This is a genomic window from Mycetocola miduiensis (genome assembly GCF_900115155.1).
In the GTDB taxonomy this organism is placed as follows: domain Bacteria; phylum Actinomycetota; class Actinomycetes; order Actinomycetales; family Microbacteriaceae; genus Mycetocola_A; species Mycetocola_A miduiensis.
Genome location: NZ_FOVM01000001.1, coordinates 467,110 through 483,037, shown reverse-complemented (window position 1 = coordinate 483,037; position 15,928 = coordinate 467,110). Strand labels below are relative to the sequence as shown.

The 15,928-nt window shown below is 67.1% G+C and carries 12 protein-coding genes; 8 read left to right on the top strand and 4 right to left on the bottom strand.

The genetic code is table 11. The features are described from left to right. The first annotated feature begins 48 nt into the window (after nt 1-48). The 6 genes from BM197_RS02325 (at nt 49) to BM197_RS02295 (ending at nt 6,425) form a co-directional block, all read left to right on the top strand. On the top strand, nt 49-717 hold the full coding sequence (locus BM197_RS02325; protein WP_090708435.1) for a GntR family transcriptional regulator: 669 nt from the start codon (nt 49-51) through the stop codon (nt 715-717). Then, the gene (locus BM197_RS02320; protein ID WP_090708433.1) at nt 714-2,237 is read left to right on the top strand and encodes an MmgE/PrpD family protein; all 1,524 of its coding nucleotides are present in this window, start codon (nt 714-716) and stop codon (nt 2,235-2,237) included. Before BM197_RS02325 ends, BM197_RS02320 begins: the two co-directional genes overlap by 4 nt. Continuing rightward, nucleotides 2,238-3,137 (top strand): methylisocitrate lyase, encoded by a 900-nt coding sequence (gene prpB / locus BM197_RS02315; protein ID WP_090708431.1) that lies wholly within the window; start codon nt 2,238-2,240, stop codon nt 3,135-3,137. Between the two features lie 94 nt (nt 3,138-3,231). Beyond that, on the top strand, nt 3,232-4,347 hold the full coding sequence (locus BM197_RS02310) for a bifunctional 2-methylcitrate synthase/citrate synthase (protein ID WP_090708430.1): 1,116 nt from the start codon (nt 3,232-3,234) through the stop codon (nt 4,345-4,347). Between the two features lie 129 nt (nt 4,348-4,476). Continuing rightward, complete coding sequence (locus tag BM197_RS02305; RefSeq protein ID WP_090708428.1) at nt 4,477-5,061, top strand: acyl-CoA thioesterase; 585 nt, start codon at nt 4,477-4,479, stop codon at nt 5,059-5,061. Between the two features lie 371 nt (nt 5,062-5,432). Further along, nucleotides 5,433-6,425, top strand: coding sequence for a DNA-3-methyladenine glycosylase family protein (locus BM197_RS02295; protein ID WP_245762342.1), 993 nt, complete (start codon nt 5,433-5,435; stop codon nt 6,423-6,425). Between the two features lie 109 nt (nt 6,426-6,534). Here BM197_RS02295 and BM197_RS02290 read toward each other — a convergent pair whose 3' ends face one another. After that, entirely contained in the window at nt 6,535-8,202 is a 1,668-nt protein-coding gene (locus BM197_RS02290) for a phytoene desaturase family protein (RefSeq protein ID WP_090708427.1), read from the bottom strand. A 155-nt stretch (nt 8,203-8,357) separates the two neighbouring features. Then, nucleotides 8,358-9,254, bottom strand: a complete 897-nt coding sequence (locus BM197_RS02285; protein WP_090708425.1) for a LysR substrate-binding domain-containing protein — start codon at nt 9,252-9,254, stop codon at nt 8,358-8,360. A 153-nt stretch (nt 9,255-9,407) separates the two neighbouring features. On the opposite strand from BM197_RS02285, the gene BM197_RS02280 reads away from it, so the two are divergent. Beyond that, nucleotides 9,408-13,061: a proline dehydrogenase family protein gene (locus tag BM197_RS02280; RefSeq protein ID WP_090708424.1), complete on the top strand. Its 3,654-nt coding sequence runs from the start codon at nt 9,408-9,410 to the stop codon at nt 13,059-13,061. 72 nt (nt 13,062-13,133) lie between these two features. Next, entirely contained in the window at nt 13,134-14,510 is a 1,377-nt protein-coding gene (locus tag BM197_RS02275; protein WP_090708422.1) for an MFS transporter, read from the top strand. Between the two features lie 137 nt (nt 14,511-14,647). Here the strand turns inward: BM197_RS02275 and BM197_RS02270 are convergent, their stop codons facing one another. Both BM197_RS02270 and BM197_RS02265 read right to left on the bottom strand, forming a co-directional pair. Further along, nucleotides 14,648-15,019, bottom strand: coding sequence for a GntR family transcriptional regulator (locus BM197_RS02270; RefSeq protein WP_090708947.1), 372 nt, complete (start codon nt 15,017-15,019; stop codon nt 14,648-14,650). Between the two features lie 5 nt (nt 15,020-15,024). Beyond that, nucleotides 15,025-15,774 carry a GTP pyrophosphokinase gene (locus BM197_RS02265; protein WP_090708421.1) on the bottom strand — a complete coding sequence of 250 codons (750 nt, stop codon included), beginning with the start codon at nt 15,772-15,774 and terminating at the stop codon, nt 15,025-15,027. Nucleotides 15,775-15,928 lie beyond the last annotated feature (154 nt).

Sequence of the window (15,928 nt, the reverse complement as noted above, 5' to 3'; positions counted from 1 at the left end):
CTCTGACTCTCTGTATACCCAGCCTGTGAAGCAGCGTAAGCTGGAGGAGTGCGAGCAAGCGACCGGGCCTACGACGTCCTGAAGGAAGACATCCTTTCGTGGCGTCTCACCCCCGGCACCGTGCTCGGTGAAACCGAGCAGTCGGAGCGCCTGGGCATCTCCAGAACCCCGCTCCGCGAGGCGATCACCCGCCTCGCAGCCGAAGGCCTTGTCGACACCCAGCGCGGCCGGGCCGGCGTCGTCACCGACGTCTCGCCGGCCAACCTTCCCGAACTGTTCGAACTCCGCGAGGCGCTTGAGACGCAGGCAGCACGTCTTGCCGCGCGGCGCCGGGACACGCGAACCTTCGAGCAGCTGCGCGACGACTTCCTCTCAGCGCCGGCGGGCCTCGTGAACGGGGCGAGCGGGTACTACGATCTCGTCGCGCGCCTCGACGCCGCGATCGATGACGCCGTCGCCAATCCGTTCCTCCTCTCCTCGCTCGCCGGACTCCGTATCCACCTCGCCCGGATCCGCCGGCTGGCGCAGGACAACCCCAGCCGCCTCGCCGAGTCCGTATCCGAGCACCTGCTCATCGTCCAGGCCATCCTCGACCGTGACGAGATGCTCGCCGCCCAGGCCACCGCGGTGCATCTGCGCAAAAGTCTCACCAACCTCCTCGATGCCGCCGGCACTCCCGACGTCCTCGTCTCGTCCTCCACGAAGGGAACACCATGAAGAGCCACCACCTGAGGGTCCACCGAAGCGACGAGAACCTCGAACGTACCGGGCAGCTCGCGTGGGCGATCGCAGAGGTCGCCGCCGACCCGGTGGAGGTGTCTGCCGAGGTCACCGACATGATCATCAACCGGGTGATCGACAACGCAGCCGTCGCCGCGGCATCCCTCACCCGGGCACCGGTTATCTCTGCCCGCGCCCAGGCCCTCGCGCACCCGGTCACCACCGGCGGCGACGGTTCGACGGTGTTCGGATCGGATGCCGCCCGCCGCGTCAGTCCCGAATGGGCCGCGTGGGCGAACGGTGTGGCCGTGCGAGAGCTCGACTACCACGACACGTTCCTCGCCGCCGATTACTCCCACCCGGGCGACAACATCCCGCCGATCCTCGCCGTCGCCCAGCACGTCGGCGCGACCGGCCGTGACCTCGTCCGCGGAATCGCCACCGGCTACGAGATCCAGATCGACCTGGTCAAGGCGATCAGCCTGCACAAACACAAGATCGACCATGTCGCCCACCTCGGCCCATCGGCCGCCGCCGGGATCGGCACCCTGCTGGGCCTCGACGTCGAGACGATCTTCCAGGCCGTCGGCCAGGCGCTCCACACGACGACAGCCACCCGGCAGTCCCGCAAGGGGCAGATCTCCACCTGGAAGGCCCACGCCCCGGCGTTCGCCGGCAAGATGGCCGTCGAAGCGGTCGACCGGGCCATGCGGGGCCAGACCTCGCCCGAACCGATCTATGAGGGTGAGGATGGGGTGGTCGCCTGGCTGCTCGACGGCCCGGATGCCGCGTACGACGTGCCGCTTCCCGAGCAGGGGGAGCCCAAGCTCGCGATCCTCGACAGCTACACGAAGGAGCACTCGGCTGAGTACCAGGCCCAGGCTTGGATCGACCTCGCCCGCAAACTGCACTCCGAGCATCCCGAGATCCTCGAGCCGGGCGGGATCGACCACATCGTCATCCACACCTCGCACCACACGCACTACGTCATCGGCTCCGGCGCGAACGACCCGCAGAAGTACGACCCGACGGCCTCGCGGGAGACCCTCGACCACTCCATCCCGTACATTTTCACCGTCGCACTGCAGGACGGACGCTGGCACCACGTAGACTCCTACTCTCCGGAGCGAGCCGGCCGCGAAGACACCGTCGCGCTGTGGTCCCGGGTCACGACGCAGGAGGACGAGGAATGGACCCGTCGGTACCACTCGCTCGACCCGGCCGAGAAGGCGTTCGGTGGTCGGGTGGAGATCGTGATGACGGATGGTTCGACTCTCGTCGACGAGATCGCCGTCGCTGACGCTCACCCGCTGGGTGCACGGCCTTTCGCGCGCGAGGACTACATCGGAAAGTTCCGTACGCTCGCCGCTGACGTTCTCGAACCGGAGGAGATCGAGCGGTTCCTCGAGCTCGTGCAGCGTCTGCCCGAACTCACCGCCGATGAACTCGGCGGACTCACCATCCAGGCCGCCGCAGGGGTTCTGGCCTCGGTGCCATCGCCGAAAGGACTGTTCTAAATGCTGTACTCGACCACGACCCCCGAAGACAAGAGGCGGATCTTCCGCGAGCGGCTGGCGAGCGGTGAACTGCTCCGGTTCCCCGGCGCGTTCAACCCGCTGTCGGCCCGGTTGATCGAGCAGAAGGGCTTCGACGGTGTTTACATCTCCGGCGCCGTGCTCAGTGCAGACCTCGGCCTGCCCGACATCGGCCTCACCACCCTCACCGAGGTCGCCGGCCGGGCGAAGCAGATCGCCCGGATGACCGAACTTCCTGCCCTCGTCGACGCGGACACCGGTTTCGGTGAACCGATGAACGTCGCCCGCACCATCCAGGAACTGGAGGATGCCGGGCTGGCAGGCATGCACATCGAGGACCAGGTCAACCCGAAGCGCTGCGGGCACCTCGACGGCAAGCAGGTCGTCGACGAGTCGACCGCCCTCAAGCGCATCCGGTCGGCCGCTGATGCTCGCCGGGACGACAACTTCCTGATCATGGCGCGCACCGACATCCGTGCCGTCGACGGACTCGACGCCGCCGTTGACCGGGCCAAGAAGCTCGTCGACGCCGGCGCGGACGCTATCTTTCCGGAGGCGATGCGGGACCTCAGCGAGTTCGAGGTGATCCGCAAGGCGGTCGATGTCCCGATCCTCGCCAACATGACCGAGTTCGGCAAGAGCGAGCTGTTCACGACAGCCCAGCTTGCCGACGTCGGAATCAACATCGTCATCTGGCCGGTGTCACTGCTCCGCATCGCGATGGGTGCGGCAGGGCGGGCACTCGACACGATCACCGAGGAGGGTGCACTCACGTCGAAGCTCGACGAAATGCAGCACAGGGCCGACCTGTATGAACTGATCGACTACGAGGGCTACAACCACTTCGACACGTCGGTGTTCAACTTCACGGTCGCTCGGTAAACGGTCGCACGGAGAAGACGGCATAGGCGGTCGACCCGCGAGTACATAGGGTGGACTGAGACCACCGCCCGCAACGGAGCAAAGGAGCACCCACATGACAGATACCGACATCAAGAAGGGCCTTGCGGGCGTCGTCGTCGACTACACGGCGGTGTCCAAGGTCAACCCGGAAACGAACTCCCTGCTCTATCGCGGCTACCCCGTGCAGGAGCTCGCCGCCAACTGTAGTTTTGAGCAGGTGGCCTACCTCCTCTGGTACGGCGAACTGCCGACGGACGCCGAGCTGGCCGAGTTCGAGCGTGTCGAACGTGGCCAGCGTGCGCTCGGCGACAACGTCAAAGCGGTCATCGACCTCATCCCGACGACCGCGCACCCGATGGATGTCATCCGGACCGCTGTCAGTGCCATCGGTGCATCCGACCCAGACGCCGACCTGGCGACCGTCGCGTCGAGCCTCAACAAGGCGGCACGGCTCTACGCCCAGCTCCCGGCGATCGTCGCCTACGACCAGCGCCGCCGCCGCGGCGAGGACCTCGTACCGCCGCGTAAGGACCTTGGTTATTCGGAGAACTTCCTCTGGATGACTTTCGAGGAGGTGCCCGACCAGGTCGTCGTCGACGCTTTCACCGTGTCGATGATCCTCTACGCCGAGCATTCGTTCAACGCCTCGACCTTCACCGCCCGGGTCATCACGTCCACGCTCAGCGACCTCTACTCCGCGGTTGTCGGCGGCATCGGTGCCCTCAAGGGTCCGCTGCATGGCGGTGCCAACGAAGCGGTCATGCATGCATTCGACGAGATCGGCACCGCGGACAGAGCCGAGGCCTGGCTCGACGACGCCCTCGCTAACAAGCGCAAGATCATGGGCTTCGGGCACCGGGTGTACAAGAACGGTGACTCGCGCGTGCCCACGATGAAGGCCGCGCTCGACACCCTCGCCGAGCACTACAACCGCCCGGACATGCTCGAACTCTACGAAACGCTCGAGCAGGCCATGGGCTCGCGCAAGAACATCAAGCCGAACCTGGACTACCCCTCCGGCCCTGCGTACAACCTCATGGGATTCGACACGCTGACGTTCACACCGCTGTTCGTCGCGTCGCGGATCGTCGGCTGGACCGCCCACATCATGGAGCAGGCCGCCTCGAACGCGCTCATCCGTCCGCTGTCCGCCTACAACGGCCCGGACGAGAGGCACCTGCCCGGCTGAGGTCGGCGCGCCGCAGGACCCGGGATGTTGTGGACCGGGTGCATGGCCGCCCCGGTCCGGTCACGGCGCCTTGTCCTTCCTCTACAGCGCGGATGCCGCCCCAGCGGGTGACCGCGTAGCATCCGTCGAATGCACATGATTTTCCGTACCCTGCTTCTGTTCTGGCGTTCACCACGCGCCGGGCGGCGGGGCATCCCGATCGGACACTACGACGTCGGCCGGCTGGCGATGCGCACACTGCCGACCGATCTCGACCTGAACCGCCATATGAACAACGGCGTCTATCTCTCGGTTCTCGACCTCGGCCGGTTCGACCTGCTCATCCGCAACGGCATCTGGGACATCCTCAGGGGCCGCGGCTGGTTCCCGGTCGTCGCCTCCGAAACGATCACGTTTCGGAAGTCGCTGAACCTGTGGCAGAAATTCGTCATCGAGACCCGGGTGTCCGGGTACGACGAGAAGGCGGTCTTCGTCGACCAGCGCATCGTCGTCGACGGTGAGATCTACGCCCAGGCGGTCATCCGCGCGCGGTTCCTCAAGAAGAGCGGCGGAACCGTCTCGGTCGCGGAGCTCATCGACGCGATCGGGCCGGTTCCGGCTGACCTCCGGTTGCCGGAGTGGCAGGCGCGTTGGGGCAAGGATGTGGCCCTCCCGTCAACGGCGGCGCCCGCGCCGAGCGAGTGGCCGGGTGCTGTTCCGGTCGATCCGCGCTGACTACTTTGCTGCGCGTTTCGTTTGCCGGTCTCCTCGATCAGGAGCTTCTCGATCTCGGTGCGGTGTTCGCCGAGCCACACGGCGTAACGGGCGAGCACCTTCGCGCACCCGTCTGCTCCGCAGGCCTCCCACTCCTCGTGCGCAATACGAAGGCCGGCCGCCATTTGCGGCACGGCTCCGGGGTCGGTCCAGTGAAACCTCGCCGGCAACCGACCCGGTCGCTGGGTTCCGGATGGTGCCCGAACCGGAAAGGGACCTCGCCGCTTCGCACCAGACGTCGTTGTCATGAGCACATGTTAAGCACGCTCGCGGTGCCGATCACAGTGGGGTACGCAGGGAAATGTCGGCGGCGCTGACGTAGTGTGAAGGTAATGGACGCACTCGCCGAAACCCGCATCGCCCCAAGCGAAACGGCCGACAACGCACCCCACTCCGGGATGCCGTTCCGTCGCGCGCGATACGCCCCGCACCATCCGCTCCAACTCCACAAAATCCTCAGCCCGCTCAGTCGCGGCGGTGACGGGCCGTGCTTCCGGCGCACTGCAACGGGCGCATGGATCACGATGCGCACGCCCGCCGGGCCGGCGACGCTCAATCTCGAACAGGATGCCGACGGCGTCGCGGCTGCCGCGTGGGGACCCGGCGCCGAATGGGCCATCGACGGCGTCCCCGAGCTGCTCGGCGCGCGCGATGACTGGAGCGATATCGACCTTTCTCGGAGCCCGCTGCTCACCGAGGTGCGCCGCCGCAACCCGGGCCTCCGGCTCGGCCGCAACCGGCTCGTCTTCGAGATGCTCGTGCCATCGATCCTCGAGCAGAAGGTCACGGTCGTCGAAGCCTGGGCCGCCTGGCGCTTGCTCGTGCGCCGTCACGGAACCCGAGCGCCCGGCCCGGCCCCTGAGGGCATGGTCGTCGCTCCGGATGCCGACACCTGGCGGCTCATCCCGAGCTGGGAGTGGCACACGGCCGGCGTCGGTCCACAGCGATCGGAGTCTGCGGTACGCGCGTCACGGGTCGCAGCGGCGTTGGAGCGCACCGTCACCGGGGCGGGGGACATCCTCGATGAGGCGGCCGAGGCATCCGCCCGCCTGCGCAGTCTTCCTGGAATCGGTGTCTGGACGGCCGCGGAAGTGACGAGCAGGGCACACGGCAACCCGGATGCCGTCAGCGTCGGCGACTACCACCTCGCCTCGACCGTCGGCATGGCCCTGACAGGTTCGCCGGTGGACGACGACGGCATGCTCGACCTGCTGTCACCGTGGGCCGGGCAGCGCCAGCGCGTGCTGAGGTTGATTCTGTTGAGCGGCATCGCCAAACCCCGGCGCGGGCCGCGGATCACAATCCAGGACCACCGCAGGCACTGACGCCGGCGGTTCGAGGCTGCTCGGTCGACAACGGTCACGTTTCGGCGAAAACTCTCGCCGTTATCGACCGAGCGAGGATCGGAGCAGCCATGAGTGACCGAGCCGTGGGCTACTCGCTCTCCAGAACCGCCATCGCCGCGTTGTGGCCCCCAAGGCCAGAAACCGCACCCCCGCGCCGCGCGCCTGAACCGCACAGCACAATCCGCGGATGCGCCGTCGCCACCCCCCAGCGCTCAGCCGGGATCCTCGCCGGAGCGTCGTCCTCGAGGAAGGGCCAGTCCAGGCCGCCGTGGAAGATGTTGCCCTTGGGCATGCCGACGTCCCGTTCAATGTCGAACGTGGTCTTGGTTTCGACACACGGCCGACCGGCGGCATCCGTCATCAGGACGTCCTCGATCGGCTCAGCGAGCACCGAGTTGAGCGACGCGAGCACTGCGGCCTGAAGCTTCGAGCGCATCTCGTCGTTGTTCTCAGCGGTGACGAGGCGCGACGGCACGTGAAGCCCGAACACGGTGAGCGTCTGGGCGCCGGCCTCCCGCAGTTCGGGCGCGAGGATGGTCGGGTCGGCGAGCGAGTGACAGTAGATCTCACACGGCAGCGGGTTCGGGATGTCACCCTCCGCGGCGGCGAGGTAGGCGTCGTCGAGCTGCGTGAACGTCTCATTGATGTGGAAGGTCCCGACGAAGGCGGCCTCGGGGCTGACCGACTCGTCGAGCAGGCGCGGCAGGCGCGTGAGGAGGAGGTTCACTTTCACCTGGGCGCCTTCGCGAGTGTGATTCCGGTTCGTCTCGGCGACGGTGCCGAACGGCTGCGCTTCGAAGACGCCGGCTGACGGCTCGCCGGCGGCGAGCTGCTCGCGGCCATACGACACCGTCGATCCGGCGTTGACGAGTTTGTCGAGCGTTGCCGGGGCGACATTGGCGAGGATCCAGGTGGCGGATGCCTCGACCTCGGCGCCGTCGACCGAATACCGCACCGTGCCAGCCGGATCGATCGCGGTCACTTCGGCGTTCGTCGTCAACTCGGCTCCCGCGTCGCGTGCCGCCCGGGCGAGTTCAGCCGACACCGCTCCCATACCGCCGACCGGAACATCCCAGTCGCCCGTGCCGCCGCCGATCAGGTGGTAGAGAAAGCAGATGTTCTGCTGAAGGTCTGTGTCGTCGGCGCGGGCGAACGTGCCGATGAGCGCGTCGGTCAGGAGGACTCCGCGGACGAGGTCGGTGTGCAGGTGGCGGATGACATCGCCGATGGGGGTCTCGATCATCGCCGTCCACTCGCTCGCTCCGCCGGCATCCGTCACCATGCGTTTCGCTTCCGAGCGGGTCGGCAGTGGCTCGGTCATCGTCGGCCACAAAACCTTGGTGAGCCGGCGGCAGTGCTCGTAGAAGAGCTCGAAGAGTTCGAACTCGTCGGCCGGGGCCCCGAGCCGGACGAAGGATGCCTCGGTCGCTCGGGCGTCGTCGTTGTCGACGAGCAGCCCGCGAGTCGGGTCCGCAGGGTCGGGCGTATAAGAGGAGTATCGGCGGCGGACGAGTGTGATGTCGAGCCCGAGGTCCTCGATGATCCGCGCGGGCAGCAGGCTGACGAGGTAGGAGTAGCGCGAGAGCCAGGCCTCGACCCCCTCGAAGGCCTGCGCCGACACGGCGGCGCCGCCGACGGCATCCAGTCGTTCAAGGAGCAGCACCTTTTTGCCGGCCTTGCCGAGGTAGGCCGCTGCGACGAGGCCGTTGTGGCCTCCGCCAACGATGATGGCGTCGAAGGTCTGGGGTGTCGTCATGCTGCGATTCTGCCACGACGCCGTGGCCCTGGCTCGGGGCGAGGGTGTGCAGAACTCCGCCAACCCTGGCCCTGTCCCGGCTCCGGCTCTGGCCGTTGCGGGCCGCGCCCGGCTTTGCGCTCGATTCTGGCGGAGTTATGCGCGGTGGTCGGAGCTCAGGCCGGCCGCACCAGGAAACCCGTCGCCCGCGCCAGCGCCGCCCGCACCGCGGTGACCGCGGGCCGGGCTGCGCTCACCCGCCGAGCCGAGGTGAAGACCGTGCGCGATGGTGTCCCGGGCAGGTCGACCAGCCGCAGGCCGGGGTCACGGCCTGACCAGACCAGGTCGGGCAGCATACCGACCGCGTTTCCTGACTCGATCAGGCGAATGTGCGCGATCAGGTCGGCGGTCTCGAACCGCACATCCGGCTCGAACCCCGCCGCCCGGCACAGTTGCGTCGCCCACAACCGGGCCACGGTGCCCTCCGGCTCCATCACGAACGGCAGCGCGGAGGCATCCGTGAGGGATGCCGCATCGGAGGTCGGCGGCAGCGCCAGTCGCAGCACGTCCGTCGCGAGGAACTCCCGGTCAAGGTCGGTCAGATGCGGCCGGGTGTGACCGGGGTACTGTTCGGCGAGCACGAGGTCGAAGTCCCGAGCGGCCAGGTCGAACAGCCCGGCTTCCGGTTCCCGCTCCACTATCTCCACCCGCAACTGCGGATGCTCCATCCGCAGAAGCGACAACGCCTCGGGAACCACCGCGTGAGCGGCCGACTGGAAAACGGCCACCCGCACCGTTCCGGTGACCGCGTCGAGCGACGTGGCCAGTTCCGCCTCCGCGCGTTCGAGCCCGTCGAGGAGCTCAGACGCGCGTGTGGCCAGCAGTTCACCCTGCGGGGTCAGCAGCACCCGCCGGCCGCTCTTCTGCAGTAGCTTGACGCCGGCCTCTCGTTCGAGTTGTGCCAACTGCTGCGACACCGACGACGGGCTGTATGAGAGCGCCTCCGCCACTTCGGCGAGGGTGCCGCGCAGTTGCACTTCGCGCAGCAGCCGCAACCTTCTCATGTCGAGCATGTTGCAATCATACTCGTGGGCAAAACTGACGAATATCGTTCATAAACGTTCGCTTTTGTGAACCGACGCGGTGGCGCACACTGAGACCGGGAGTCGGCGCAACCGCCGCCGCGCTCACTGCAGAGTACCCGGAGAGGGAATAGTCTCGTGAACATGCCTCACACCTCGGCCGGCGCCGATTTGAGCGCCACCCAGCTCGCAACGGATGCCGTCACGCTCGCCCGCAAATGGGTAGACGAGAGCGCGGGTGCACCCGTCGATCCCGCCGCCCAGCGCCTCGCTGAGGTGCTGAAGGACCCGAACGGACTCGCGTTCACCGTCGGCTTCGTCGACGGTGTCATGCGACCGGAGGATCTGTTCGTCGCGGGCTACAACCTGCAGCGGGTCGCAAAGCTCACCCCCGCCTTCCTGCCCTGGTACCTCAAGGCGGCGATCACGGCTGGCGGCATCCTCGGACCGGTCATCCCATGGATCGTCATTCCCGCCGCCAGGCGCGTGCTCCGCGAGATGGTCGGGCACCTCGTCGTCGACGCCACCCCGGCCAAACTCGGCCCAGCCATCGCCCACCTCAAGGAGGAGGGCTCGCGCCTGAACCTCAACTTGCTCGGCGAAGCGGTCCTCGGCGATCGCGAGGCGGCCAGGCGCCTCGCAGGCACCCACGAGCTGCTCGCCCGGCCGGATGTCGACTACGTCTCGATCAAGGTGTCGGCGATCGCCTCGCAACTGTCGATGTGGTCGTTCGACGACGCCGTCGACCGCGTGGTCTCGAGGCTCACGCCGCTCTACGAACTCGCCGCAGGTGCCGGAACCGAGAAGTTCATCAACCTCGACATGGAGGAGTACCGCGACCTCGACCTCACCGTCGCTGCGTTCACCCGGATCCTCGACCAGCCGCAGCTGAAGAAGCTTGAGGCCGGAATCGTGCTGCAGGCTTACCTCCCGGACGCCCTTGCCGCGATGCAGACGCTGCAGGACTGGGCCGCCGAGCGCGTGGCATCCGGTGGCGCGCCGATCAAGGTTCGCCTCGTGAAGGGCGCCAACCTCGCCATGGAGGGCGTCGACGCCGCTATCCACGACTGGCCGACCGCGCCGTACGACTCGAAGCAGGACACCGACGCGAACTACAAACGGGTGCTGATGTGGTCGCTCACCCCGGAGCGGACACGCAACGTGCGCGTCGGTGTCGCCGGCCACAACCTGTTCGACCTCGCCTTCGCCTGGCTGCTCGCCCAGAACCGAGGAGTGACCGACGGCGTCGAGTTCGAGATGCTTCTCGGGATGGCCACCGGCCAGGCCGCCGCCGTCAAGCGTGACGTCGGCAACCTGCTGCTCTACACGCCGGTGGTGAACCCCAAGGAGTTCGACGTCGCCATCTCGTACCTGATCCGGCGGCTCGAAGAAAACGCGTCGCAGGAGAACTTCATGTCTGCCGTGTTCGAACTGCACGAGAACAAGCAGCTGTTCAACCGCGAGAAGAAACGCTTCCTCGCCTCTGTCGCTCAACTCGAATCAACGCCGCACGAGATTCCGACGCCGCGGCGGACCCAGAACCGCGAAAACGAGTGGACCCTCGCACCGGCGGGTGAACCCGTGGCCCCGACGGCCTCCGACAGTTTCACCAAAGCCGAGTCCGAAGACCTCGGCATGACCCAGCAGGTCCTCGGCCTGTCGCGCGGTTCGAAGCAGGAGTCCCCGTTCGACACCGTCCGCATCTTCGACACCACAACGCTCAACACGATCCCGGCCACCGGCCTCGGCGCGCCCGGTTTCGTGAACACCCGCGACACCGACCCGTCGCTCCCCGCCAACCGGGCCTGGGCAGGTCGCATCCTCGCCCGAGTTCCCGGCAGCGAACTCGGCAACCGGACCATCGCCGAGTGCACCGTGTCGGATGCCGCAACGCTCGACTTCATTGTGGACGGCGTGCGCAACCGCGGCGCCGCCTGGGGTGCGCTGCCCGCCGCCGACCGCGCGGCCCTGCTCGACAAGGCGGGGCTCGCGCTCGCCGCGAACCGTGACCGCCTGATCGAGGTGATGGCATCCGAAACCGGAAAGACCATCGCAGAGGCGGACCCCGAGGTGAGCGAGGCGATCGACTTCGCGCACTACTACGCGGCCAAGGCGCGTGAACTCGACGCCGTCCGCGGGGCCCGGTTTGTGCCGTCGCAGCTCACTGTGGTGACACCGCCGTGGAACTTCCCCGTGGCGATCCCTGCCGGAGGCGTACTCGCCGCCCTCGCCGCCGGCTCCGGCGTGATCCTCAAGCCTGCCCACCAGGCCCGCCGCTCCGCCGCCGTCCTGGCCGAGGCGCTCTGGGAGGCCGGTATCCCGCAGGAACTTCTCACCCTCGTGTCGCTCGACGAACGCGAGCTGGGCAAGCAGCTCATCTCGCACCCGAGCGTCGATCGGGTCATCCTCACCGGCGCGTGGGAGACCGCCGACCTGTTCCGGTCCTGGCGCCCCGATCTGCCGCTCCTCGCGGAGACCAGCGGAAAGAACGCGATCATCGTCACGCCGAGCGCCGACCTCGACCTCGCCGTCGCCGATGTCGTGAAAAGCGCATTCGGCCACGCCGGCCAGAAGTGCTCGGCGGCGAGCCTCGTCATCCTGGTCGGATCGGTTGCGAGAAGCGAGCGGTTCCACCGTCAGCTCGTCGACGCCGCGACATCGCTGCGGGTCGGCTACCCGGAGGATGCCACCAGCCAGATGGGGCCGATCATCGAACCGGCGAACGGCAAGCTGCTCCACGCCCTCACCGAGCTTGCGGTCGGAGAGAAATGGCTGGTCGAGCCTGCGAAGCTCGATGACACCGGGCGCCTCTGGTCGCCAGGTATCCGAGCCGGTGTCGCCGCCGGTTCGTACTTTCACCTCACCGAGTTCTTCGGCCCCGTTCTCGGTGTGATGCACGCCGCGAACTTGACCGAGGCCATCCGCCTCACGAATGCCATCGACTACGGCCTCACCGCCGGACTGCACACGCAGGATCCTGAGGATCTCGCCGAGTGGCTCGACACCGTCGAAGCCGGCAACCTGTACGTGAACCGCGGCATCACCGGCGCCATCGTGCAACGCCAGCCGTTCGGCGGCTGGAAGCGATCTGCCGTTGGCGCCGGAGCCAAGGCGGGTGGACCCAACTACCTGCTGACGCTCGGGTCATGGATCCCGGACACCGGGTCGAGCAGCAAGACGCTGCACCTGCGCGGGCTCGACCGCCGGGTCACCCGGATCATCGAGTCAGCCCAGCCGTCGCTCGAATACGAGGAGTTCGACGTGTTGCGCCGCTCGGCGTTGTCGGATGCCATCGCGTGGGGCAACGAGTACGGTGAGACGAAGGACGCATCCGGCATCGGGGTCGAGCGGAACCTTTTCCGTTACCGTCCGGTGCCCGTCGCGATCCGGGCGACGGCCGATGCCGACCTCGGTGAGGTGTTGCGCATCGCGCTCGCCGCAGTCCGTGCGCGGTCCTCGTTCACGCTGAGCGTGGCATCCGGGCTGCCCGCCCGCATTCGCGACGTCTTCGGCGACCTGAACGTTCCGGTCTTCGTCGAAACCGACGAGGAATGGATCGCACGCACCGCGACCGGAGACGCGCCGCGGGTGCGCCTGGTCGGGAGCGACGGCTCTCGAAAGGGACTGCACCAGGCGCTCGCGGGCGCGGCGAAGGGCAACCCCGACCTGGCGATCTACTCGGGCGCGGTGACGCAGTCGGGGCGGATCGAACTGCTCCCGTTCCTGCACGAGCAGGCCGTGTCGATCACCGCGCACCGGTTCGGAAACCCTGACCCGTGGAGTGAACAGGTCCTGTAGAGGGCACGACGTCGGGCGACGCCGCCGACGGGGGCTGCCGCATGACCCGGCCAGCGGAGCATACTGGGTGTCATGGCATCCGTCCCTCGCACCGATACGGCCACGCAGCGCACCGTGTTGCTCGTCGCGATTCTCGCGTCGTTCGTCGCGTTCCTCGACGGCACCATCATCAACGTGGCCTTGCCGGCGATCACGCGCGAGTTCGGAGGCGGCCTGCCGGTGCAGCAGTGGGTCGTCGACTCGTACCTGCTCACCCTCGGCGCGCTCATCCTGCTGGCGGGTTCGCTGTCGGATGCTTTCGGCCGCATCCGCATCCTCGCCATCGGCCTGATCGGATTCGGGGTGACCTCACTCCTCTGTGCGTTCGCGCCCAGCGCCGAGTTCCTCATCGTGATGCGGGCGGCGCAGGGTGCGGCGGCCGCGCTGCTCGTTCCGAGCTCACTCGCCATCATCATTTCGACGTTTGTCGGGCAGGCGCAGGCCAAGGCAATCGGCACCTGGACGGCCTGGACCGGCACTGCCCTGATCGTCGGTCCACTCCTCGGCGGGCTCATGGTCGACACCATGTCGTGGCGGTGGGTGTTCGGGATCAATGTCGTCCCCATCGCCGTCACCCTGTGGCTGCTGCTCAAGATGGAGAAGCAGCCGGCACATCTGAACCGCCCACGCGTCGACGTGGTCGGGGCGATTCTCGCCGCCATCGGCCTCGGTGGCCCGGTGTTTGCCCTCATCGAACAGGGCCGCTACGGATGGTCGAGCCCGGTCGTCTGGGTGCCGCTCGTTGTCGGCGTAGTCGCGTTCGGGGTGTTCCTCTGGTGGGAGAGCAGGACCCGCGACCCGATGATGCCGCTCTCGCTGTTCCACTCTCGCAACTTCTCGGCAGGAAACATTGCCACCGTCTTCATCTACGGCGCGCTGGGTCTCGGCTTTTTCATCATCGCCATCTACCTGCAGCAGGTGGCGGGCTGGCCGGCGACCCTCGCGGGCCTCGCCACGCTACCGCCCACCATCGTCATGCTGCTGCTGTCGACCCGGATCGGCGCGCTCGCAGGAAGACTGGGGCCGCGCTTGTTCATGACGATCGGGCCGATCGTGGCCGGCGCCGGCTTCCTGCTCATGCTTTCGGTCAGCGCAGAGGTCGACTACTGGCTTCAGTTGCTGCCGGGACTCGTGGTCTTCGGCATCGGGCTGTCGATCACTGTGGCGCCGCTCACGAGCGCGATTCTTGGTGCCATCGACTCGAGCCAGGCGGGAATCGGGTCCGCGGTGAACAACGCGGTCGCACGGGTCGCCGGTCTCGTCGCCGTCGCCTGCGCCGGTCTTATCCTCGGTGGCGTCCTCGACCTGGCCGGGTTCCACCGGGCGATGTTCGCAACCGCGATCGCTCTGATTCTCGGCGGCCTCGTGTCGTTTGTCGGCATCCGCAATCCGCCTGTGACCGAGTCGTGACCGACCGCCCGTTGAGTCAGGCACCTGTTGAGGCTCCCTCGACGTGCATAACTCCTGCTGATTGCCCGCACGCCCGGCCGAAAGCGGGCTGACGGCCGCGGTAACGAGATTCTGGCGGAGTTATGAACCGGCGGGCCTCAAGAAGAACGGATGCCGAGGGCGGCCGCCACGATCGACAGTGCCTCGTCCGCGTCCAGTCCCAGCGCTTTCACCCGATCGGCATAGGCCACAGCGGCGAGTTGCGCCTGCTGCTGCCCGACGTCTCCTGAGGCCGCGAGGAACGACCCCTTCCGCCCCCGGGTTTCGATCACTTCGTCGTGCTCCAGCTCCCGGTATGCGCGAGCGACCGTGTTCGCCGCCAGGCCGAGTTCTTCGGCGAGCGCGCGGACCGTTGGCAGCTTGTCTCCTGGCACGAGCTGTCCGGTCCGCGCCCAGTCGATCACCTGCAACCGCAGTTGTTCGAACGGCGGAGTCGACGACGTCGAGTCGATCACGAACTGTGGGGTCATGTCGGTCACGCTCGTTCGATCCGAGACGCACTGAGCATCCGAATCAGGGCATCCGGCAGTTCGGGTCGGCCGATGTCGGCCGGTTCGATCTCGCCGTCATCCGTCCCGGCCACGTCGCTGAGTGCGATGACCTCATCGTGCAGCCGTTCCATCTTGACGTCGAGCCGGCTGGCCGCCTGGGCCGCCTGCCGCAGCTCGTCCCGCAGGGTCTCCGGAACGGCGCGGTTGTATTTGTAGTAGATCTTGTGCTCGAGGCTGGCCCAGAAATCCATGGCGATGGTCCGGATCTGCACCTCCACCTTGACCCGTTCGACGTGGTCGGACATGAAGACCGGCACCTCGATGATCATGTGCAGGCTCTGGTAGCCGTTGCTTTTCGGGGTGCGGATGTAGTCGCGTACCTCGAGGACGGTGACATCCTGCTGCGCAGCGATCATGTCGGCGACCTTGTAGGTGTCCGAGACGAAGCTGCAGGTCACGCGGATGCCGGCGATGTCGTGAAGCTCGGAACGGATGCCGTCGAGCGTCAGTTCGCATCCCTTGCGGGTCGCCTTCTCCATGATGCTCTCGGGAGACTTCAGCCGTGAGCTGATGTGCTCGATCGGGCTGTAGTCGTGCCGGTGATGGAACTCTTCCTTGAGAATGTTGAGCTTCGTCATCACCTCGTCGATGCCGAACTTGTAGGAGAGCATGAAACTGGTGAACTCGTCGGTGAGTTTGCGAAGGTCGTTCAACTCTCGCGGGACGTCGGCCATAGCGGCTGGTTCCTTCCGGTGGCGGGAACGGATCCGCCGTCTGTCAGTCTCTCATTCGCCCGCTGGCCGAAAGCAGGGAATGAAGCATGTGGTACTGGCTGCTGGCGGGTAACCGTGGTTTGATCGGGCTCGACGGTTCCCATCCGGCTTGCAC